Origin of the sequence: Natrinema marinum (assembly GCF_024296685.1) — an archaeon.
Classification (GTDB): Archaea; Halobacteriota; Halobacteria; order Halobacteriales; family Natrialbaceae; genus Natrinema; species Natrinema marinum.
In genome coordinates, this window is record NZ_CP100763.1 from 100589 (window position 1) to 119808 (window position 19220).

Consider the following 19220-nt stretch of genomic DNA (forward strand, 5'->3'; position numbering starts at 1 on the left):
ACGGGTATCCTGAGAACGCATGTCCCAGCAACAGGTGACGGCACCCACCGTCTCGAACGAAGAGATCTACCGGTTCCCCGACGACTCGTTTACCGAGCGCAACGTCTGTCTCGTGACGGGCGCGGCTTCGGGCATCGGCCGGGCGACCGCGCTGGCCGCCGCCGGCAATGGACTGACCGTCGCGGCCACCGACATCGACGAGGACGGACTCGCGGGGACCGTCGACCGCGGCGAGGAACTCGATCTCGAGGGACGAATCGAGTCGGTTCCCGGCAATCTGACCGATGACGACGACCTCGAGCGTGTCGTCGAGGAGGCCGCGGAGTTGGGCGATATCAAGTACCTCGCGAACGTTGCGGGGATGCAACACATCGACCCGATCGACGAGTTCCCGATGGAGACCTACGACCGGATGCATCAGATAATGCTCCGGGCGCCGCTGTACCTCTCGAAGCTCTGCATTCCGCACTTTCGGGAGACCGAGGACGGCGCGGGCTGTGTCGGCAACATGGCCTCGGTCCACGGCCACTACGTCACCAGCGACAAGGTCGCCTACAACGTCTCGAAGTTCGGCCTGCGCGGGCTGACCCAATCGATCGCCGCCGAGGGCGACGGACGGATTCGGGCGTTCTCGATCAGCACCGGCTACGTGAAAACGCCGCTGGTGACAGCCCAACTCGAGGACACCGCCGAACAGCGCGGCATTTCGGTCGACGAAGTGATCGAGGACGTGATGCTCGGCCAGTCCCGCGTCAAGGAGATGATGGAGCCGATCGACGTCGCCAACCTCTACCTGCTCGGCTTCTCCGATCTCGGCCGACACTTAGACGGCGGTGACCTGTTGTTTGATGGTGGCATGACGCTAACCTACGAGTAACAATGTCCGGAAACACCAGCCCCAGCCTCGAGGACATCGACGAGATCGTCCACGAGCCCAGTCGGGAGTTCGTCGAGTCGACGAACGTCTACGACTTCATGCAGGAGTACGGGATCGAGGACTACGACGAGCTCATCGAACGAACGACGACCGACCTCGAGGGCGAACCCGAGAGCGGCGTCGACTGGTTTTGGGACGAACTCGTCGACTACCTCGGGATCGAGTTCTACGAGGAGTACGACGAAATCCGGGACGACAGTGAGGGACCGCAGTTCACCGACTGGTACCCCGGCGGCGAACTCAACGTCGCCCACAACGTCGTGGACCGCCACGCCGAACTCGGCGAGGAGCGACGAAACAAGGTCGCGACCATCTGGGAGGGCGAGGACGGCGAGGTCAGGGAGATAACCTACCACGAACTCCGCAGGCAAGCGAATCAAGTGGCGAACGCCCTCGAGGAGCGCGGCGTCGAAACGGGCGACACCGTCGGGCTCTACATGCCGATGGTCCCCGAGGTCGTCTCGATCCTCTATGGCTGTTTCAAGGTCGGCGCGATCGCGGTGCCGATCTTCTCCGGCTTCGGCGTCGACGCGGCGGCGACCCGGATCGCCGACTCCGAGCCGTCCGTACTGTTCACCGGCGACGGCTTCTATCGGCGCGGCGATCCGGTCTTCCTCAAGTCCGCGGCCGACGAGGCGATCGAGGAAGCGGGCTACGTCGAGTCGACGATCGTCTTCGACAGATTGGGCTCGAGCACTAAAACGAGCGAACACGAGATCCCGTGGGACGACGACCGCGACGAGTGGTGGCACGACGCCGTCGAGACCCGAGACGACGAGTACGAGACGAAATCGCTCGACTCGAGCCAGGAATCGATGCTGCTGTACTCCTCGGGGACCACGGGCCAGCCGAAGGGGATCGTCCACACCCACGCCGGCGTGCAGGTCCAGTGTCCGAAGGAGGTCTACTTCGGGATGGACCTCAAACCGTCCGACCGATTCTTCTGGGTGTCGGACATCGGCTGGATGATGGGGCCGTGGACGCTGATCGGCACTCACACCTTCGGCGGCACCGTCTTCATGTACGAGGGCGCGCCGGACTACCCCGATCCCGACCGGTTCTGGGAGATGATCGACCGCCACAAACTCACCCAGTTCGGTATCTCGCCGACTGCCATCCGCGCGCTGCGCAAGCATGGCGATGACTGGCTCTCCGGCCACGACCTCTCGAGCCTCCGAATTCTGGGCTCGACGGGCGAACCGTGGGACCCCGAGTCCTGGCACTGGTTCTACGAGAACGTCGGCGGCGGCGACGCGCCGATCGTCAACATCTCCGGGGGCACCGAGATCTGTGGCTGCTTCCTGATGCCGATGCCGACCCAGTCGCTCAAACCCTGCACGCTCGGCGGTCCGGGCCTCGGGATGGACATCGACATCGTCGACCGCGAGGGGAACTCGATCAAAGACGACCACGAACGGGGCTACCTCGTCGCGCGAGACTCCTGTCCCTCGATGACGAAATCGCTCTGGTCGGGCGACGAGCGCTACCTCGAGGAGTACTGGTCGACCTTCGAGGACATGTGGAACCACGGCGACTGGGCCCAGCAAGACGAGGACGGCTTCTGGTTCCTCCACGGCCGCGCCGACGACACGTTGAACGTCGCCGGTCGCAAGGTCGGCCCCGCCGAGGTCGAGGGCGCGCTCATCGACCACGACGCGGTCAACCAGGCCGCCGCCATCGGCGCGCCGGACGACACCACCGGCACCGCGGTCGTCACCTACGTCGTCCTCGAGGCCGGCCACGACGAAACGGACGACCTCCGCGAGGAACTGCGCGCGCAGGTCGGCGACGAGTTAGGAAAGCCGTTCCGCCCGCGCGAGGTGCTGTTCGTCGACGAGTTCCCCAAGACCCAGTCGGGCAAGATCATCCGCAGAGCGATTCAGGCGACCTACGTCGGCGAGGACCTCGGGGACATGAGCAGCATCGAGAACCCAGCGGCGCTGGAGGAACTCGAGGACGCGCGCTAGCCGTCACCGACCGCCGTCGCGCCCGCTCGACCCCGGTCTCCGCTCGCGCTCGACGATGACGCCGCCGGCACCGACCGCGACGTCGACGGGCGCGGTCGCCAGTCCGGCGTCGACGTCGGCGCTCGAGCGGGCCAGCGCGAGGCCGAGCAGCGACTGTTCGGTGGGTACGTCGCGCTCGAGCCAGCGGACGCTCCGGTCGCGCTCGTAGAGTCGGCCGCCGCTCGCGACCGCGAGAGCGTTCCCGCCGGTCGAGCGAATCGACTGCAGGTCCCCCTGACCGACGGACAGTGGCGTCCAGTTCTCACAGCGGGGATCGTACCGATAGGCGATCCCGTCGGCGCCGGCGATGAAGACGGACTCGTCGTCGGCCCAGACGTCCTGAAAGTTGACCTGGGCGTTGCGGACGCCGATCCGCTGCCACTCGTCGGTCGGAGCGGTATCCGTCGGTTCCGTATCCGCCGGCGCACCGTCTCTGGGGTCGCTTCTCGGCGACTCGTCGCCGTCCGATCCGTCGGACCGGGGCTCGAGGTAGGCCCCGCTGCTGGTGTCGACGGCGTAGAACCCGTCGGGGCCGGCGGTCAGGCCGGTGATCGTCGACCCGCCGCCCGGTTCGACCACTGCGCCCCACGTCGGACAGCCGTTCTCGACGATGCAGTCGAGCACTTCCCCGGAGCCGTTCGCGACGCGGACGCGTTCCTCGCCGGTCTTCCCGGTGACGGCGATCGCTTCCCAGGTGCTCGTCTTCTCCATCGGCGCGGAGTAATCGCTGAGGTGGCCGTCGGCTACGTCGTAGTAGCCGAGTGCGCCGCTGTCGCCGGCGAACCAGAGCCGACAGCCGTCGTCGGTTGCGCCGATAGCCCGGAGGGTGTTCTCCGAGACGTTGGGGCCGCGTTCTAAGAGGACGCGCCAGCCGTCGTCCCCTCGGTGGAGGAGGAGTCCGCCCTCGCCGCAGGCGTAGGGGCCGTCCTGTCCGTGGACGACGCCGTGGAGGGTCCGCGACGCGGGCGATTCGACGAGTTCCCAGTCGGCGCTCGTCCCGGTTCCGGGGTCGACTCCGTCGCTCGAGGCCGCGACGGCGGCATGGTCGCCGTCGGAGCGTGTGTCACCGTCTCCGTCGTTCTCGGAGTCGGCGACGGGTCGATCAGCTCCTCGGCCGTCGCTCTCGCCGTCTCCCTCGTCGAGCTCCGGCAACTCGAGGGGCCCGAACCAGCCGCGGACGTCGCGCAGCGACCGCTCGAGTCGGTCTCTCATCGCACCACCTCGTAGGCGGCGGCGACGCGGGAGAGGCCGACGCTGTAGGCGGCCTCGCGCCAGCTCAGCCGGCAGCTTTCGCGGCGGTCTCGCACGTCGTCGACCGCGTCGGTGAGCGCGTAGCCGAACTCGTTGGTCACGCGGGCGTCGCTCAGCTGATCGCGTCCGTTGCTATCGACCCACTCGAGGTGGGCCGCGATCGGCCGGCCGACCGTCGCGAGCACGTCGGGAACGACCGGGATGTCCCGCTCCGAGAGGATGGACTGGCCGCCGGGGGTGACGCTCCCGGTCGCCCCTTCGACGACGAGGTCGGCGGCGATCGTCTCGGCGTTCTCGGCGGTCACGACCGTTGCGGGCTCGGCGAGGACCAGCACGTCGGCGTCCCGTCCGAGGACGTTCTCCGTGCCGGTCACCGTCCCGTCGTCGTACGCCGAGAGCGCGTCGGGGCGCTCGAGGTAGCTCGGGACGAGATCCGTATCGAGCCCGTTCTCACTCTCGGGGGCGGTGAGTCCGGCCCCGTCGCTGCACATCGCGACGACGGTGCCGCCCTGGAACTCGAGGAGGCGGGCGGCCGTCGCGCCGAGGTGGCCGGTGCCGTAGACGGCGATCGTCGCGTCGGACAGCGGGCGATCGTGGTCGGTCTCGAGGAGGTCCTGCGTGACGTGCGCGACGCTGTGGCCGCTTGCGCGCGTGATGGCTCGAGTGCCGCCAAGGGCCGGCGGCTTGCCGGTGACGGCCCCCCGCTGTGGGCCGTCGGGGCGGCCGGCGATGGCATCGGCGACCTGCGCCATCGTCCGTTCGTCGGTCCCGACGCCGGGGGTGAGCACGTCGGTTTGGGAGCCGATGCCGGTGACGCGAGTCGCGTACGAGCGGGTGAGGTTGACGCGCTCTGCTCGGGAGAGGTCAGTTGGATCGATCGCGATCCCCCCTGCGGCACCGCCGAAGGGAACGTCGGCGATCGCGGCGCTGACGGTCGTCGCGGCCGCGAGGCCGGCGCAGTCGTCGCCGGTCAGCCCGAGATCGTATCGATGCGGACCCAGATAGGGGCCGCGGACGCCGTCGTGGCGGACGCGGTACCCCTCACAGATGCCCCGGCTGCCGTCGTCGCGTTCGAACGGCACCGTGGCTCGCTGGCGCTGGCGGGGGTAGAGGAGTCGCTGCTCGATCTCGTCCGGAAGCGTGAGACGACGCGCGGCAGCGGTCGCGTACGTCCAGGGCGCATCGAGATCGGGAGTCGTTCGACTGGTCTCGTCGCTATCGGTGTCGTGAAATGATGTCATGGTAGGGGAGAGGCGGTCGACAGCTTCCCGCCTGCGATCGCCGTCGGATGCGACCGCGGACGGACCGAGTTACGGGAGTTCGCAGAACAGACAGCGACGCTCCCACTCGTAGTGTTCCTCGAGGCGCTCGTTGGCGCGCGTACTCGGCCGGTAGGCGTTGGTCCGGCCGTCGAGCGGATGTTTCTCGACGTAGCCCTCTTCGACGAGTTCGCCCAGGTTCTGGTAGAGCCGCCCCTGGTTGATCTCCTCGTCGTAGTAGCAGTCGAGTTTGTCCTTGATGACGAGCCCGTGGGGGTTACGATCCGCGAGCATTCGGATGACGAACAGTTGGTCGCGTTTGAACCCGGTGAGGTTCGTCAGCGGCCGAGGGTCCGAGATCTCGTCGGTCGGTCGTTCCTCGCCGTCGTCGGGACTCGATTCGTCACAGTCGTCGGTATCGGTGGGGGTGTGATTCGACATCGGTTCATCAACGGCGGCGACGCCGCCGAAACTACGCGCGGGGATCGAACCCGCAGCCGGCCCGGATCCGGACGCAGCGATCGGCTTCAGGGCCCGAATTCCTTCCGATGTTCTCGGTAGAGGACTGCGACGAACACCCCCAGCGGCAGCAAGCCGAGGATGATCAGCACGAGCCCGGCGTCGATGGTGGCGGGAAGCTGTAACTGCGCGAAGAAGTACGACAGGACCCCGACTGCGGCCGTGAGCAACAGCGTGATACACGACGCGACGAGTCCGAAGCTCAGCTTCCGATACTTCCACTTGAGGTTGTCCGACCGGCGCAACAGGTTGATCAGGACGACGGTCGACGGGATCGTGATCGCGATCAGTTGAATGAGCATCAGTGCGACATCGGTGCTTGGTGTAGTTGACATGGATGAAGGGATACCTACCGAACGGCAGCGGAACGCGCGCGTCTACGCTGGTCGAGTGTCGGTACGACTGATCGACGCGGATACCGTCTCGGGCGACAGGTCGGTTGCGACGGAGACGGTCGTCGCGATCGAACCCGGTTCGCCGGCTACGCGGGCGGCGAGCCCGCTGGACTGCAGCGGACTCTACCGCCATTCGCGTGCGTGCGACGGACCGTCCGCGAGCGACCACGGATCGTCGAGCGCGCAGTTTTCGCCCACCAGCGCGCGGGCGAGGGCCGCGAGGAAGACGAGCTGGCCGGCCGCGATGACGTAGGCGCCGACGGTCGCGAGCTGGTGCAACGGCGCGTAGGTCGCCGGGTACGTCGCCACCCGGCGCGGGAGTTCCGCCAGCCCGACCACCAGGAGCGCGCCGAAGGCGACGGCGACGCCGACGATCGTCAGCCAGCCGTGCAGGCGGGCGAGCCCCGGCTCGAGGCGCCGTCCCGTCAGGAGGGGACACCAGTAGTACGCGCCGGCGACGAGCGCGAGGCCGACGAAGCCGGCCAGCAGCAGGTGGAAGTGGGCGACGACGTAGTAGGTCCCCGTGTAGCGGACGTTGATCGGGACGACGGCGAGGAAGACGCCGGTGACGCCGCCGACGACGAAGAAGCCGACGGCGGCGACGGCGGCCAGCATCGGTGCAGTATAGCGGATCGCGCCGCCCCACAGCGTCGCGAGCCAGGTGTAGAGCTTCGCCGAACTCGGCAGCGCGACCGCTAGCGTGGTGCCCATGAACACCGTCCGAACGGACGGCCCCATCCCGGTCGCGAACATGTGGTGGGCCCAGACGGTGAAGGAGACGACGCCAATGGCGAGCGTCGAGTAGACCGAGGATCGGCGGCCGGCCAGCCGTCGGCCGGCGAAGCGCGGCAGGACGTGACCGACGATCCCCATCGGCGGCAGGACCAGCACGTACACCAGCGGATGCGCGAAGAACCAGAACAGGTGCTGCCAGATCAACGGCCCGCCGTTCCCGAGGAGGAACGCGGTGCCGAACGTCCGATCCGTGAGCAGCAGGGCGACCGTCATGGCGAGCACCGGAAAGGCGACGACCGACATCGCCGCGCTCGTCAGCACCGTCCAGGTGAACGTGTCCACGTCGAGCCACCTGATCGACCGCCGACAACGGATCGTGACGACGAGGTTGACCGCCGTCGCCGCGGTCCCGACAGACACGAGCAGGAGGCCGACCAGCACGGCGTCGACCGCCGGGTTCGGCGACAGGATGCTCAGCGGTGGGTACAGCGTCCAGCCGCTCGCGACCGGCTCGAGGCCGGCCACGCCGAGGATCCCGCCGATCGTGCCCGCCCGGAGCGACAGCGCGGCCGGCACCTGCAGCCAGAACGCCCAGATGCCGAGCCGGGGGAACGCGGTCCGGTCGGCCCCGATCAGCGGGGGGACGGCGGCGTAGGCGAACCCCCAGATCGCCGGCAGCGCGAACAGGAACAGCATCGTCAGCCCGTGGGTCGTGAAGAAGGCGTTGTAGGTCTCGGCCGGGAACCGGTCGAGTCCCGGCGTGACCAGCGCGGTCCGGAGCAACAGCGCGTCGAGTCCGCCCCACGATCCCATCGCCAGCGCGAAACCGAGGTACCAGCGGCCGAGCCGTCGGTGGTCGACCTGCCAGAGTCCCGCGAGGGTTCCGTTCGTGGCCTCGAACGCGCGGCGCGGCGTGGACCGCCGGCTCATCGGTACCCGTCGAAGCTGAACGCGCGGACCAGTTCGCGCACGCCGAGCAGGCCGACCGTCGTCGCGGCGGTGACGGCCACGAGCGGATCGATCGCGTACAACAGCCCGCCGAGCAGCGGCGCGGGGACGACCGCGACTTCGACCCCCGTCCTGATCTCGGGCGGAAGCTCGCTTCCGGGGACCGGTGCGGCGCGAGCGCTCGCTCCGGCGGTCGGCCGGATCGGCTCGATGACGGTTCGACAGCCGAGCGCACCGAACAGGGCGGCGACGGCGCTGGCTCGAGCCGGCGCGACGACGAGCGCCATCGGCACCAGCGAGAGCCCGGTTAGGCCGAGCACGAGGAGGTGTCGCCGATCGATTCGGGAGACGAGCGCGGGGGCCGCCATTGCACCGAGGATCGCACCGCCGGCCTCGGCGAGGACGAACAGCCCGAAGACGGCGGTCGGCGCGAACGAGAGGCCGCCCATCGAGAGGCCGATCGCCCGGTACTCGGCGACCAGCAGGATCAGATACGGGAGGATCCCCGCGAACGCCACCCGAACGAGCGCGTCGCCGATGACGGCCCACCGACGACGGTCGGGGAGCCGCGAGACGGCGTCCCGGACGACGGTGAGCGAGGAGTCGGCGTCGCCGGACCGACCGTCGCGTCCCGGCCGGCCGCCGAGCAGCGGCGGTCGGTCGCGGACGCTCCCGAGCGCGACCGCGCCGACGAGGGCGGTCGTCGCGCCGGCCGCCGCGAGGAGCGCGAAACCGGCACCGACGGCGTCGGCGCTCGCCATGGCCGCCGTCGCGATCACCGCCGCGGCCGCGACGCCGAGTGCGCCGACGACGATCCGCGTTCGTCCGTTGGGGACGGTCACCCACCGCGGGGATCGGTCGCCGGCACCGTCGGCCTCGAGACCGTTCCCGCTCGAGGGCGGCGTCGCGGCGCACCGCTCGGTCGGCCAGAGCCCGCGTGCGGGGCCGGCGAGGTGCCAGCCTCCGAGGAGGGCGACGCCGAGCGCGAGCCAGCCCAGCGCCGACAGCGGCGTGCCGAGCAGACTATCGAGCGTCGGCGCGCCCGCCCAAGTGAACAGGCCGATCGCGGCGAGCACCGTCGCCAGCAACGCGGCTGCCGTCGACCGCGTCCCGACGGCCGGCGTCGACCCGCCATCCGTCACGGCGCGCGATCGTTCGGACGCGGCGACGGCGATGCCCAGCCCCAGGGTCACGAGCACCCCGACGACGATCGGGCCGTAGCCGAGCGCGGCGAGGTACTCGGGGAGGTAGCGTTCGGCCAGCCGAACCAGCCCGTGGGTCGCCACGAGGGCGGCGAGGCAGACGAGTCGAACCGGATCGCTCCGATCGGTGCTATCGGTCGATGGTGGTGTCATGGATACTGAGACGGGGAATCGATCGGCAGGCGGTGCGGTCGTCCGGCGGCTCGAGCGGGCGCGAACGGAGGGGGACGCGCGGCGGTCGGACTCACTCCAGTCCGCGGTCCTCGAGCGCGTAGGCGACCCGCTCGAGGGCCTTGTGGGCGTGATAGAGGACGCCGGCGACGTGGGGAGCGAGCCGATTCCCGAGCCGGACGCGTTGCTCGGGATCGAGGGCGACGTACACCTGAATCGCGAGGATCGGGGTGGCGACGACGTTGAACAGGGTCGTGAACGTGCCCGAGGCCGAGCCGCCCGCGGCGCTGTGAGCCGGGACGAGGCCGAGGCCGCCGAAGACGAATTCGACGACGAGGCCGGCGACCACCGCCGCGAGGAAGAACGCGACGAAGATGGCGAGGGCCATGCGGGTGCCGTAGTAGCGCCGGTAGGTGCGGACCAGCGGGAGGATCAACAGATCCGCGAAGATGAAGGCGAGGACGCCCCCGAAGGAGACGCCGTTGTCCCAGAGGACGACCGCGAAGGGGACGTTGCCGACCGAACAGAGGAACGTCACCACGCCGACGACGGCCCCGAGGACGACGTTCGAGACGGACCGGAGGACGGTCCCCTCCGCGCCGACGCCGAAGAGCGCGGTCCACCAGGCGGTCGGCACGAGCGCGGCCAGCAGCCCGGCGATGAGAAAGCCAAGCGCGATGTCGCGCCAGAGCATGTCCCACTCGCGGATCGCGTTCGCGGTCGCCGCCCGCCAGCGGTCGGCCTCGAGCAGCGCGGGCCCGGCGGTGACCGCCTCCCGGTCGTCGCCTGGATCGTACGCGCCGCGACAGCCGCCACAGCAGAAGTACCGGCGCTCGCCGTCGAACTCACGAACGACGGTGTCCGCGTCGGTCGGCTCCGCGGCCATCCCGCAGGTGGCACACTCGATCTCCTCGAGCGCCCGCGCGTGGGTTCGAGCGCGGTCGACCCACGACTCGGGAACGAACCGGCGGTAGACCACCGCGACGACGGCGACGGCGACGAGACCGCCGACGATCTCGGCGGCGGCGAACTGCCAGCCGAGCAGGATCGTCACCACGAGCGCGAGTTCGAGGACGAGATCCGTGCTCGCGAACTGGAACGCGCCGAGGCTGGCCGCGGCGGAGGCGCCCTTGGTGAACAGCGTTCGGGTCGTCGCCACCGCCGAGAACGAGCAACTCGAGGAGGACGCGCCGAAGACGGTGCCGTAGCCGATCTCCCGCCAGCCGTCGTCGCCGAGGTAGTCCGTGAGCCGCTCCTCGGCGACGAACTCCTGGACGGCACCGGTGATCGTAAAGCCGAGGACGAGCGCCCACCAAGTGTCCCAGGCCATCCGGGCGGCGATGGCGACGCCCTCGAACAGCCCGAGCAGGAACGCGCCGAGCAGCCCGACCAGCCGGGCCGCGAGCGCGAGCCCGCCACCGGTCTGGGCGACGGCCGCCGTACCGATCGGGCGGGCGGCCGGGAGTGGCCACAGAGCCGGATCGCTGTGATCGATCGCGAGCGACAGGGCGGCGAGCGGCTGCCCTGCTGCTGGCGCGATGCTGGACGCGTCCGTGAGAGGGTGTATCGCTGAGAGCATAGCGGGGACTCGAGCTGACTCCGTGATGGCGGCAAAGAAGGCGACCGACCGGGGTGCCGGCCGGACAGTAGCGGCTGTGCTGTTTGGCCAGGAGGTCATCCGCGCCGGTGGCGCGTCGTCCGGGCCTACCAACAGCAATAACCAATAGATTGTGCCCTATAAAAATGGACGAAGCCTAGAGAATTCGAACCGCGGTCGGTGCGTTCGACGGGTCGGTCGGCGACGGTGCGAATGCGATCGCTCTCAGCGGGTTAACAGTCCGATCTCCTGATGGCGGTTGTAGAGATAGGTGAGACAGACCGCGACCGTCGAGAGCAGAAACGCGACGACCGCGATCGCGATCGCGATGCCGAACCCGGCCGCCAGCCCGGAGAGAGCGCCCAGGAGTAGCGGCGCAGCGACCGCCGCACCGACGTATATCTCCCGGTCGGGCGTCCACGAGTCGGTTTCCGTCGCGACGAACTCCACGTCGCGCCAGAGCGCGGGCAGCGTGACGGCACCGCCGACGGCGACGACGATCAGGAGTGCGACGCTACCGAGTCCCGTCGCCAGCACCGAACCGCCGCCGGTGAGGCGGGCGAGCGAAACGATTCCGAGCAGGCTCAGGACGGGATAGCCGATCAGAACGTACCAGTACCAGGGCGTGCGATCCGACGGATCGACGGCTGAAAACTCACCACGTGACATGACGCACTCGCCGTTCGAACCACTTCCTTATAAGATGTCTAGATTCATAATATTATTACACAAAATAATCGAAACATACGTCTAGGGGCGGCGATGAGTCCGTATCTTTATTGTAGACACTCTCACTATTGTGTCAGTTTATACCACTGGCAGCCCTAACCGGGGATACGGTCGGACCGCTCTGTCGGTTCGATCGACCTCCAAACAGATGATTGGTAAATACGCATTCTGTCCGACCAGCGGTGCCTCTCTCTCGCGAGAGGTCCACTACGACGAACGCGGCCGTCCGGAACGCGTTCCCCAGTCCGATGACCTCTCGCCGAACGCGACACTCGATGCGCCGCTCACGACGGGGAAACGGCGGTCGTCGAGGCGCGCCCTCGTGACCTATTTCCGGCGGTGTCATCGCCGACACGCCGACCCCGACGACGACCTCGACCGTCGCGCGGCACTCGCGATCGGGCGGCTCAAGCGGACGGCGACGGGACGCCAGGAGCGCGATCTCGTCGTCTGGTACGCGCTCGGTGACCGCCTCGCTCACGATGGGTTCGACGTAGACTGGATGACGGCACACGCCGAACCACGGTGTCCGGCCTGTGGCGGCCCACTGACCTACGTCGTCGGTCCCGATGGACCGATCGGCCGCTGTGCCGGCTCGTGCGACGACGCCGGCGACGATCGTCTCGAGACGATTCGGGAGACCGTCCGCTCGCTCTTCGCGCAAACCTTCCCCGATGACCCGACCCCAGCGACCGATGCGCTCGAATTGCTGTGATCGACCGCGACGGTCGTCGCCGGACCGGCTCTCCCACGGACACGTCGAACATGCGTCTGCTGACGGTGCTTACCTCGTCGGCGTCGAGTACCGACGAGGTCACGGCCATCATCGACCGCCACGACCTCGAGTACAGTCTCACCGACCACGCCGACGGCGAGAGTCGGACGATCACGGTGCCCGCCCCCGCACACGCGGTCGAACCGCTCGAGGACGATCTGGCGGCGGTCGAGGGCGACGTGGCCATCGTCGTCGAGGAGCCGATGGCGATCGTGGGGCGGGGCTGGGACGACTCGCCGCCCGACGGGCGACGCGAGTGGCTGTCCTTCGAGCGCATTTCGCGCAGCGAGTTGCGGTCGAAAGCGCAGTCGCAACTCCCCTCGCTCGTCATCTTCGCCGCGATGACGGCGATCAGCGGGGTCGTCGCGACCACCGGCGTCCTGCTGAACTCGCTCGCCGTCCTGGTCGGCGCGATGGTGATCGCGCCGCTGCTCGGGCCGGCGATGGCCTCGAGCGCCGCGACGGTGCTGGACGAACGATCGCTGTTCGTCCGCGGCGTCAAACACCAGCTGGTCGGCATGGGCGTCGCGACGACGAGCGCCCTCGCGTTCGCGATCTTCGCGCGGACCTCGCGAGTCATCACGGGCGCGGTCGACTTACAGGCGAGTCTCGGGCTCGGCAGCCACGGCCTGCCGCCGTCGCTGCTGGTGACCGTCGCGGTCTGCTCGGGCATCGCCGGCGGCCTCGGCATGGCGACGACCGGGATCACCGATCTCATCGGCGTGATGATCGCGGCCGCGATCATGCCGCCCATCGGCGTCGTCGGCGTCGGCGTCGCCTGGGGCCAGCCCGAAGCGGTGCTAGGCTCGCTCGTCGTCGTCGCGGTCAACGTCATCGCCATCAACGTCGGCGCGATCGCGACCCTCTGGACCGTCGGCTTTCACCCCTCGGACCGATCGCGCATCAGGACCACCAGGGGCGCCATCATCAGACGGGTGTTCGTCCTGACCGGCCTGCTACTGCTCTCGATTCGCCTCCTCGAGGCCGTCTCGAACGGCCTCTGAACTCCTTTGAAACGATTCATCTCCATGACTGACGATCCTTCATCACCGACCGCCGACCGGGAGTCCGATCCGGAACCGACCGCGGGGCCCCGTCCAGACGGGCCTCCCGAACCACCGCGCGACGGTCGCTCGAGCGACGAGACGGACGGGCGACCCGACTACGAGGACCACGTCGATCGCGCGGGCAGCTCCGACCGCGACGACAGCGACGACTCGCCGCTCGGCGTCTCCCTCGTCGGCTACGTCCTCCGGCTGACGGTCGCCGCGATCGCGGCCGGCGCCCGCCTGTGCTGGGCGGGGGTTCAGTTCGGCGCACAGTACTTGACTGATACCCGGTCGCGGCGGCGCGCTCGCCGGTGGCTCCTGCTCGAGGGCGACCGGCGGGTGATCGTCGGCGGCTTCGTCACCGGGATCTTCGCGCTCGCGCTCGTTCTCGGCGTCAGCGACGTTATCGGCGTCAGAGAGAGCCGGTTCGTGACGACGATGTTCAGCACGATGATCGCGGGGCTGTTCTCGTTCATTCCGATCGTCGTCGCGGTCAATCAGTTAATCATCTCGCGGCTGTTCGGTACGCCCGATCGCCTCACCGATCGCATCGCCGGCGTCCACGAGTTCCGCAGCCGGGTCGAGGCCCAGACCGAAGGCGACGGCGTCAGCCCGACCGACCCCGCCCCGTTCCTGGCCCGGCTGGCCGGGACGCTCGGCAGCCGCGCCGACGAACTCGCGACCGTCTGCGAGGAGCTACAGCGCCCCGCGGCGGGCGACGGCGAGCGGAGTACCGTCGCCGCCGACGGGGACGACGTGCCGATCTCGGCCCTCGAGTCGATCCGCGGCTTCGCGGCGCGCACGCGCGACCACACGACGGCCCTCTCGTCGCGACTCTCCGGGGAGACGGAATCGGTCTTCGCGGTCGTCCTCCCGACGATCGATCACGACTACGCCGGCGCGGCCAACGAGGCGCGGCGGCTCCACCGGCGCTTCGACGGGGAGCTGTCCGACCGCGCCGAAGCGTTGCTCTCGGAGATTCGAGAACTGTTCGTCACCGCGGACGCGACCCGGCAGTACTTCACGACGATCTACCTCCAGCGCGAACTCGCGCGGCTGTCGCGGCTGATCACTTACAGCGGCACCGCCGCGATCCTGCTCTCGTCGCTGGTCATCATGATCCACGCGAGCGGCTATCCGCCGGTGGCCTTCGAGGGGTGGCTGCTCGTCCTCGTGAGCCTCGCGCTCGCGGTCGCCTTCAGCCCGCTCGCGGTGCTGTTCGCCTACGTCGTCCGGATCTCCGCGATCCTCATGCGGACCTCCGCGCCGGGGGCGTTTACCCCGCCGGGCGGCTTCCACGAGTCACACGGCTCCGCCGGCGCGACCCGACCGGCCGACATGGGCGGCCCGGCTCGGGCCGCCGACGCTGATACGGCGGCCGAGGCGCGCTCGAGCCAGCCCGAGCCATGACCGGCCGGTTCCACTCCAGACGCCGCTTCCTCTCGACGATCGGCGCCGCCGCCGGCTCGCTGGCGCTGGCCGGCTGCGGCGGCCCCGACAGCCAGTGGATCGCCGCCGACGTGCCCACCGACGCGGCGCTGTACGACGTCGTGCCGACGGCCGAAGGTACCTACGCGGTCGGCGAGGACGGCGTCGTCCTCGCCCGCGAGGGCGGCGACTGGACCGTCGCACTCGAGCACGGCCTCTCGGGAGCTGGCGACGGGCTCCGTACCGCTGCGGTCACGAGCAACGGCCGAGCGCTGTGGACCGCCGGCGACAGCGGCGCGCTCGGGCTGTACGACGTGGTCGCCGACCGCGCCGTCGACTTCTCGGCGCCGCTCGAGAAGACCACCTCCTGGACGGCGATCGCGGCCGCTGGACTGGCCGGCGACGAGCGAATCACGGCCATCAACAGCTCCGGCGAACTCCTCCGTGGCCGGCGCGACGGTGCGGACGTCTCGTGGGGCGACGTGAGCGAACCGGGCAGCGGCTCGAGCGTCACCGACATCGCGCTCACGTCGCTGGCCTACGGCTACATCGTCGACACCGACGGCGGCGTCTTCGAGTCCCGCGACGGCGGCGTCACCTGGACCCGCATCGGGATCGACGGCGCGGGCGTCGACTTCGCGGCGGTCGCGGCGATCGACAGCGGCCACGTCACGGTCGCCGGCGGCAACGGCGCCGTTTACGGCTACAACGGCGTCGATTGGTCGCGGACGACGCTGGGCGAGCAGCCGATCGCGGCGCTCGCGCGGGACCGCGACACCGCGCTGGCGGTCTCCGCGTCGGGGGTCATCTACGAGCGCAGCTTCGACGGCTGGGAACCGCTCGTCCGCCTCCGGCCGGGCAACGACCTGCACGCGGTCGCGCTCGGGACCGCTCGCTCACCGCAACTCGTCGTCGGCGAGTCGGGAACGGTGTTCGAACGGCGGTACTGAGCGTCCGCTCGCGATTCGACTCTCTCCGCGGCAGTGACGAAGCGAGGGTGAACGACAGCGGTCACGCCCCGTCTCGTTCGACGTTCTGGCCCCAGTATCCGGAGTGTTTCCGAACGACGAGGTTGTCCTCGACCGGCAGTTGACACGACAACCGGAGCCCCGATTCGAGGCTGTGGGGCGGCAGTTTGAGACGACGGCGCTCTTGCCCCGCCGGATCGCTGACTTCACCCGAAACGATTTCCACGGCGCACGTTCCGCAGAATCCGTTGCCGCGGCAGTTCGTGTACCGTGCGCTCCCGTTGTGCGGCGAGAGGCCCGCGTCGAGCAGCGCCTGACGGAGGTTCTCTCCGGTCTCGGCGTCGATCGTCTCACCCTCGAATTCGATCGTGGGCATGCAACACCGTGCCACGTCCAGCCACAAATACGTGCGACCGACCCGCGCCGCCGAGACGATTTCGGCGGCAGCAGACGGTCGGTTCCGGGCCGGCACCGGACGCCCGCGAGTCCGTCCCGTTACGTTTTACCCCGCCCGGCTCGAATCGAGGCGCAATGACTGCCCAGACCGTCCAGCAGGGCGACCTCGTCACCGTCATCGGGCTCGAGGTCCACGTCCAGCTGGAGACCGACACGAAGATCTTCTGTGGCTGCTCGACCGAGCCGACCGACGGGCCAAACGAGAACGTCTGCCCGGTCTGTCTCGGGCTGCCCGGCGCGCTGCCGGTCCTCAACGAGGCCGCCGTCGAAGCCGCCGTCAAGATCGGGAAGGCGATCGACGCCGACATCCCCGAGGAGACGCGGTTCCACCGGAAGAACTACTACTACCCCGACTTGCCCAAGAACTTCCAGATCACCCAGTACGACGAGCCGATCTGTCAGGAGGGGGAACTCGAGATCTCCGTCGAAGGCACTCGGCGCTCCGTCGAGATCGAGCGCGCTCATTTGGAGGAGGACCCGGGCAGCCTCCAGCACGTCGGCGGCGGTGGCGGCATCGACTCCGCGGAGTACACCCTCGTCGACTACAACCGCGCGGGGACGCCGCTGATGGAGATCGTCACCGCGCCGGACTTCCGCAGTCCGAGCGAAGTGCGGGCTTTCCTCGCCGAACTCGAGGAGGTCCTCGAGTATCTGGGCGTGTTCGACGCCGAGCGCGACGGCAGCCTGCGGATCGACGCGAACCTCTCGATCATCCCCGAAGAAGAGATCGAGGGCGACGACACCGACGACATCGGAATGGACGCGCTCGAGGCGGCCAACCGGACGGAGGTCAAGAACATCTCGAGCCACAAGGGCGCGGAGAAGGCCCTGGCCTACGAGGAGACCCGCCAGAAGAACGCGATCCAGCGCGGCCGCGCGGTCGAACAGGAGACCCGCCACTGGGACGAGAGCCGGGGGATCACGGTCTCGATGCGCTCGAAGGAAGAAGAGAAGGACTATCGCTACTTCGAGGAGGCCGACCTCCCGCCGCTTCGCGTCTCGGGCTGGAAAGACGAGATCGCGATCCCGGAACTCCCCTCGGCCCGCCGCGAGCGGTTCCAGGCGGAGTACGGCCTGAGCGAGGAGGCCGCCTCGAAGCTCACCTCGACGAAGCAGGTCGCCGACTTCTACGAGGACGTCGCCGGCGAGTTCGACCCCGACCTCGCCGCCACCTGGGTCGCGGACAACCTGCTCGGCGAACTCAACTACCGTGACATCGAGATCACCGAGATCGAAGGCCGACTCGAGGAGATCACCCGGCTGGTCGAACTCGTCGCCGAGGACGAGATCACGGCGAAGAACGCCCGCGAGACGGTGCTGCGGTCGATGCTCGACGACGGCCGGACGCCCGACGACGTCGTCGCCGAGGAAGGACTGGGCAAGACCGGCGAAGACGAGGTCCAGCAGGCGGTCGTCGAGGCGATCGACGAGAACCCTGGTGCCGTCGACGACTACGAATCCGGCGACGACGGTGCGATCAACTTCCTCGTCGGACAGGTCATGCAAAAGACCGGCGGGAGCGCGGACCCGGGCGACGTAAACCAGTTGCTGCGGACCGAACTCGAGGAGTAGCAGCCTTTCGGGGCGAGCGAAAAAACCGAGCGTCGAACGCGAGCGGCTCAGGCCGTCGTTCGCGGCTCGGGACGGTCGCCCATCGTGACGCTGACGGTTTGGCGCTCCCCGTCCCGGATGACGGTCATGTCGACGGTCTGTCCGGGTCGCGTCTCGGTCAACACGTACCCGAGGAGTTCTTCTCTCGTCTCTACGCTCTGATCGTCGATGCCGACGATGACGTCACCGCCGACGGGCACCCGTTGCCGATTGACGATCTCGAAGCCGGTCGGTCCCTGTAGCTCTTCGCTGGCGGGCGAGCCGCGCAACACGCCGGCGACGTAGACGCCGCTGGTCGCGTTGAGGTCGTTCGCCTCGAGAATCGGCTGGGTGAGCGGCGCCGGGCGGATGCCGAGGTAGGGGTAGTCGTACGTGCCGTTCTCGATGAGTGCGGGGACGATCTGGTCGACGAGCGACGCCGAGATCGCGAAGCCGATGTTCTCGGCCCCGCCGGCCCGGTTGACGCCGGCGACCGTGCCGTTCCCACACAGGACGAGCGGTCCGCCGCTGTTCCCGGGGTTGATGGGGGCGTCGGTCTGAATCGTGTTCGGCAGCACGCCGGCCCGCGTGGGCATCGTCCGGTTGACGCCGCTGACGATGCCGGAGGTGATGGTGCTCTCGAGGCCGAACGGGCTACCCAGCGCCGCGACGCGCTCGCCCGGCCGTGGCGTCTCGTTGGCCACTGGAAGCGCTTCGGCGGACGCCGGCGTCTCGTTCACGCGGACGACCGCGAGGTCGGCGTACGCGGTCGCGCCGACGACCTGACCCGTGCTGAGGTTGCCCCCGCTGAACCGGACGCCGACGATTCCGCTCTCGTTGACGACGTGCTCGTTGGTCACGACGTAACTCGTCTCGTTTTCCTCGCTCCGGTCGAACACGAAGCCGGAGCCGAGCCCGCTCGCCGTCTGAATCTGAACGATCGAGTCGATCGTCCGGTCGTAGAGCTGTGCGTAGTTACACGTCCCGTCACCCGCCTGCTGGATCTGGCCGGTGCCTGCGTCGGTCGCGTTTGTCGTATTCTGGACCGCGGGCGACGGCTGTGCGCCCGCCGTCGACTGCCCCAGCGTCGCGACCGGGACACTCGCGACTGCAACGGTGATGACGAAAAGTAGCGTTAGCGTTTGTCTTGCGCCCATGCCACACTGTTCGACACCGTGCCGGTGGAAAAAGGGGCGGCCAGCACT

Annotated in this window: 17 protein-coding genes; 7 read left to right on the top strand and 10 right to left on the bottom strand. The window is 68.9% G+C overall.

Features of this window, described 5'->3' with window-relative positions; genetic code table 11:
• The first annotated feature begins 19 nt into the window (after positions 1–19).
• The gene (locus tag NKH51_RS00490) at positions 20–877 is read left to right on the top strand and encodes an SDR family oxidoreductase (protein WP_254763285.1); all 858 of its coding nucleotides are present in this window, start codon (positions 20–22) and stop codon (positions 875–877) included.
• A 2-nt stretch (positions 878–879) separates the two neighbouring features.
• Positions 880–2904, top strand: coding sequence for an AMP-binding protein (locus NKH51_RS00495; RefSeq protein ID WP_254763286.1), 2025 nt, complete (start codon positions 880–882; stop codon positions 2902–2904).
• Positions 2905–2907: 3 nt separating this feature from the next.
• On the opposite strand, the gene NKH51_RS00500 is transcribed toward NKH51_RS00495, so the two are convergent.
• From NKH51_RS00500 to NKH51_RS00535, 8 genes are all read right to left on the bottom strand, one after another.
• Complete coding sequence (locus NKH51_RS00500) at positions 2908–4155, bottom strand: hypothetical protein (protein WP_254763287.1); 1248 nt, start codon at positions 4153–4155, stop codon at positions 2908–2910.
• Complete coding sequence (locus NKH51_RS00505; protein WP_254763288.1) at positions 4152–5435, bottom strand: Glu/Leu/Phe/Val family dehydrogenase; 1284 nt, start codon at positions 5433–5435, stop codon at positions 4152–4154. Before NKH51_RS00505 ends, NKH51_RS00500 begins: the two co-directional genes overlap by 4 nt.
• Before the next feature lie 69 nt (positions 5436–5504).
• Positions 5505–5894: a helix-turn-helix transcriptional regulator gene (locus tag NKH51_RS00510; protein ID WP_254763289.1), complete on the bottom strand. Its 390-nt coding sequence runs from the start codon at positions 5892–5894 to the stop codon at positions 5505–5507.
• A gap of 86 nt (positions 5895–5980) precedes the next feature.
• A complete protein-coding gene (locus NKH51_RS00515; protein ID WP_254763290.1) occupies positions 5981–6307 on the bottom strand; it encodes a hypothetical protein in 327 nt (108 codons plus the stop codon).
• Between the two features lie 183 nt (positions 6308–6490).
• Positions 6491–8032: a cytochrome c oxidase subunit I gene (locus NKH51_RS00520; protein WP_254763291.1), complete on the bottom strand. Its 1542-nt coding sequence runs from the start codon at positions 8030–8032 to the stop codon at positions 6491–6493.
• Positions 8029–9405, bottom strand: a complete 1377-nt coding sequence (locus NKH51_RS00525; protein ID WP_254763292.1) for a transporter — start codon at positions 9403–9405, stop codon at positions 8029–8031. Before NKH51_RS00525 ends, NKH51_RS00520 begins: the two co-directional genes overlap by 4 nt.
• Positions 9406–9496: 91 nt before the next feature.
• A complete protein-coding gene (locus NKH51_RS00530; RefSeq protein ID WP_254763293.1) occupies positions 9497–11002 on the bottom strand; it encodes a permease in 1506 nt (501 codons plus the stop codon).
• Between the two features lie 243 nt (positions 11003–11245).
• Complete coding sequence (locus NKH51_RS00535) at positions 11246–11689, bottom strand: hypothetical protein (protein ID WP_254763294.1); 444 nt, start codon at positions 11687–11689, stop codon at positions 11246–11248.
• A 208-nt stretch (positions 11690–11897) separates the two neighbouring features.
• Here NKH51_RS00535 and NKH51_RS00540 point away from each other — a divergent pair, with 208 nt between their 5' ends.
• The 4 genes from NKH51_RS00540 to NKH51_RS00555 are packed head-to-tail and all read left to right on the top strand — an operon-like array spanning position 11898 to position 15951.
• Positions 11898–12464: a hypothetical protein gene (locus NKH51_RS00540; protein WP_254763295.1), complete on the top strand. Its 567-nt coding sequence runs from the start codon at positions 11898–11900 to the stop codon at positions 12462–12464.
• 50 nt (positions 12465–12514) lie between these two features.
• The gene (locus NKH51_RS00545) at positions 12515–13528 is read left to right on the top strand and encodes a TIGR00341 family protein (protein ID WP_254763296.1); all 1014 of its coding nucleotides are present in this window, start codon (positions 12515–12517) and stop codon (positions 13526–13528) included.
• A gap of 24 nt (positions 13529–13552) precedes the next feature.
• Positions 13553–14983: a DUF7972 family membrane protein gene (locus tag NKH51_RS00550; protein WP_254763297.1), complete on the top strand. Its 1431-nt coding sequence runs from the start codon at positions 13553–13555 to the stop codon at positions 14981–14983.
• On the top strand, positions 14980–15951 hold the full coding sequence (locus NKH51_RS00555) for a WD40/YVTN/BNR-like repeat-containing protein (protein WP_254763298.1): 972 nt from the start codon (positions 14980–14982) through the stop codon (positions 15949–15951). The genes NKH51_RS00550 and NKH51_RS00555 overlap by 4 nt, the downstream gene beginning before the upstream one ends.
• Positions 15952–16012: 61 nt before the next feature.
• On the opposite strand, the gene NKH51_RS00560 is transcribed toward NKH51_RS00555, so the two are convergent.
• The gene (locus tag NKH51_RS00560; RefSeq protein ID WP_254763299.1) at positions 16013–16345 is read right to left on the bottom strand and encodes a 2Fe-2S iron-sulfur cluster-binding protein; all 333 of its coding nucleotides are present in this window, start codon (positions 16343–16345) and stop codon (positions 16013–16015) included.
• 155 nt (positions 16346–16500) lie between these two features.
• On the opposite strand from NKH51_RS00560, the gene gatB reads away from it, so the two are divergent.
• Positions 16501–17997 carry an Asp-tRNA(Asn)/Glu-tRNA(Gln) amidotransferase subunit GatB gene (gene gatB, locus NKH51_RS00565; protein WP_254763300.1) on the top strand — a complete coding sequence of 499 codons (1497 nt, stop codon included), beginning with the start codon at positions 16501–16503 and terminating at the stop codon, positions 17995–17997.
• A 47-nt stretch (positions 17998–18044) separates the two neighbouring features.
• Here gatB and NKH51_RS00570 read toward each other — a convergent pair whose 3' ends face one another.
• Positions 18045–19172, bottom strand: coding sequence for a S1C family serine protease (locus NKH51_RS00570; RefSeq protein WP_254763301.1), 1128 nt, complete (start codon positions 19170–19172; stop codon positions 18045–18047).
• Between the last annotated feature and the right edge of the window lie 48 nt (positions 19173–19220).

Coding starts and splice junctions, on each gene's coding strand:
- NKH51_RS00490 (WP_254763285.1), top strand. CDS start 20: ATGTCCCAGCAACAGGTGACGGCACCCACCGTCTCGAACGAAGAGATC.
- NKH51_RS00495 (WP_254763286.1), top strand. CDS start 880: ATGTCCGGAAACACCAGCCCCAGCCTCGAGGACATCGACGAGATCGTC.
- NKH51_RS00500 (WP_254763287.1), bottom strand. CDS start 4,155: ATGAGAGACCGACTCGAGCGGTCGCTGCGCGACGTCCGCGGCTGGTTC.
- NKH51_RS00505 (WP_254763288.1), bottom strand. CDS start 5,435: ATGACATCATTTCACGACACCGATAGCGACGAGACCAGTCGAACGACT.
- NKH51_RS00510 (WP_254763289.1), bottom strand. CDS start 5,894: ATGTCGAATCACACCCCCACCGATACCGACGACTGTGACGAATCGAGT.
- NKH51_RS00515 (WP_254763290.1), bottom strand. CDS start 6,307: ATGTCAACTACACCAAGCACCGATGTCGCACTGATGCTCATTCAACTG.
- NKH51_RS00520 (WP_254763291.1), bottom strand. CDS start 8,032: ATGAGCCGGCGGTCCACGCCGCGCCGCGCGTTCGAGGCCACGAACGGA.
- NKH51_RS00525 (WP_254763292.1), bottom strand. CDS start 9,405: ATGACACCACCATCGACCGATAGCACCGATCGGAGCGATCCGGTTCGA.
- NKH51_RS00530 (WP_254763293.1), bottom strand. CDS start 11,002: ATGCTCTCAGCGATACACCCTCTCACGGACGCGTCCAGCATCGCGCCA.
- NKH51_RS00535 (WP_254763294.1), bottom strand. CDS start 11,689: ATGTCACGTGGTGAGTTTTCAGCCGTCGATCCGTCGGATCGCACGCCC.
- NKH51_RS00540 (WP_254763295.1), top strand. CDS start 11,898: ATGATTGGTAAATACGCATTCTGTCCGACCAGCGGTGCCTCTCTCTCG.
- NKH51_RS00545 (WP_254763296.1), top strand. CDS start 12,515: ATGCGTCTGCTGACGGTGCTTACCTCGTCGGCGTCGAGTACCGACGAG.
- NKH51_RS00550 (WP_254763297.1), top strand. CDS start 13,553: ATGACTGACGATCCTTCATCACCGACCGCCGACCGGGAGTCCGATCCG.
- NKH51_RS00555 (WP_254763298.1), top strand. CDS start 14,980: ATGACCGGCCGGTTCCACTCCAGACGCCGCTTCCTCTCGACGATCGGC.
- NKH51_RS00560 (WP_254763299.1), bottom strand. CDS start 16,345: ATGCCCACGATCGAATTCGAGGGTGAGACGATCGACGCCGAGACCGGA.
- gatB (WP_254763300.1), top strand. CDS start 16,501: ATGACTGCCCAGACCGTCCAGCAGGGCGACCTCGTCACCGTCATCGGG.
- NKH51_RS00570 (WP_254763301.1), bottom strand. CDS start 19,172: ATGGGCGCAAGACAAACGCTAACGCTACTTTTCGTCATCACCGTTGCA.